The following is a 2,191-nucleotide window of genomic DNA, read 5'->3' on the forward strand; positions in this document are numbered from 1 at the left end:
ACAAATTTAGGTGCTTCCTATGAGCCTGTTAGCCTTGCATGTGCCTGTAACACAAGATGGATTTTTATATTGCGGATTCTTACTCATCCATAGCTAACCTCACGTTTTGTGATATACACATTTCTATGTATTGCCAGTCTAGACCCGTACATTCAGAAGTTCGTCAGCAACATAGTTTATTGTTCTATTTCATTGCATTCTCACCATATCTGTTCAACCCAAGCATCATGATTTACACCGCCCCATCGGGTAGGCTTTCGTCAGCCGGACTGTTACGGTAAATTCTCACGCCTATTAGCCGAGCTTATAACACACTTTTCCTTACTAAACAGAGTGCTATTCGACGCAGGGGGAGCCTTTCCGAGCGTTACCTCCTCATTCGACTCCTCGACATAACCCTTCAGTTTTAGAAATCTAAAACTGCCTAACCTTTACCGAAATTGTGTAAACCACATTTCATTTGAGCTAGGAACATTTCGCACGCGCAATCTGGCCCTAAAATGGGAATAAGCGCTGATCCTTGCTAGGATAGCGCCCTTTTCTGGAATAACCTATTCAATTTCCTAATGAAACGTCCCTTTATAGAGGAGCTTGTTTTTTGTTTACTTCGCAATATATGTCAAATTTGAAATTCGCATTTCTTATTAAAGAATTGAGCTTTTTTGAGGAATAATAAAAGCAACCCAGATCCGGTTACTTCTATGTAACAATAAAATGATTATTTAAATAGACCCAATTCTGCGGTGCTGCCAGGTTCAATTGCCAGTACGTTACACCTAACAATTGATATTGATCGACTAAATTGTATTTTTCCTGATAACTCCTAATATCTTCAAACCAAACGATATGTTCTTCCGTATCTTTCCAGTATCGATACCATGGTGAGGCAGCTACCTGATTAAATTCAATCACTGTGTTAGCAGAGATTGCCTGGTTTTGTGCACCATTAACTGATAAAGCCGTGGTCGTATTATCGATTACTCTCCAATCATATCCATACAAAGGAAAAGCAATTTGTACCTTACGAGAATCAATCAAACTTGTTGCATACCGGACAATCTGATACATCCACCACAACGGGGCTACCGGATTGGGCGGACCTCCTGGATATCCATAATCAATCGTCATAACAGCTACCACGTCTGCAATCGCTCCAATTGACTGATAGTCATAGGCTCCTACGATCCGATTCGTTGGAAGGTCTTCTGTTTTTGCATGTACATTAACATGTAGAATGCGCGAACCAAGAGCAGCTTTTAATTCGTTCAAAAATGTATTAAACTCTCTCCTTCGTGCAGGAGGAATAAATTCAATATCCAGTGAAACTCCGCCATATTCTTTTTCATTAACAAACCGTAATAAACTATCAACTAAATTTCTCCGATAAACTGGATTAGCAAACACGTTCCCGGCTAATTCAGCATCAAAACCCTCGGATGTAAAGTTACGAATCATTAAAAGAGGTGTGATACCCAGCTTTTTGCTTTCCCTAACGACCTCTGTATCATCTAATAACGCATAGGCATAGCCTTGTGTGGTGAACGAATAAGATACAACTGCTATATACGTAAGCGAATTAGATAAAGTCCGAAGAATTGGTAAAGTGGATTGTGGTGAGTATGGAATAATAAATCCTAGCGTTTCTATTTGGGGTTTCAACGGTGTTGAAATCAAGAGCCTTTGGCCAATATATAATTGACTCGGATTTATCCTTGGATTTGCTTGTAATATAGCTTCTATCGTGGTGTTAAAACGCTTAGCCAGCTGCCTAAGCGTATCTCCTGCTTTGACCATATAAGGTCTTATCTGAACAATAGCTCCGTCCGGAATGTAAAGCGCTAGACCAGGTATGATGACATTCGTAGAAGGCAAACCATTCACTTCAACAATAGTAGAAACCGGAACCTGATATTGATTTGCAATTTGCCATAAGGATTCTCCCTTTTGGACAACATGAACGGTCATTCGTTTCACCCCCTTGTTCCTAGTATATGGTCTTGAATTCATTAAATAGTACCTAAAAACTTGGGATTCCCATAGAGAATGCAAAGGAATGTTTGTTTAAAAGAAAAAGAGAGGAGAAACATGGCAGACCTAGGAATTCGCTCCTAATATATTTATTCAAAACCTATATTTCAACAGTTCACATCGTTATTGGAAATCGAGTAGAGGGAAAATAAATGTATTATTT

Annotated in this window: 1 protein-coding gene; it reads right to left on the minus strand. The window is 39.3% G+C overall.

The window, feature by feature from the left end; translation table 11 throughout:
- Positions 1–699: 699 nt before the first annotated feature.
- Positions 700–1,965 (minus strand): LysM peptidoglycan-binding domain-containing protein, encoded by a 1,266-nt coding sequence (locus D1953_RS20870; protein WP_119119066.1) that lies wholly within the window; start codon positions 1,963–1,965, stop codon positions 700–702.
- Between the last annotated feature and the right edge of the window lie 226 nt (positions 1,966–2,191).

Origin of the sequence: Peribacillus asahii (assembly GCF_003570725.1) — a bacterium.
Taxonomy (GTDB): Bacteria; Bacillota; Bacilli; order Bacillales; family DSM-1321; genus Peribacillus; species Peribacillus asahii.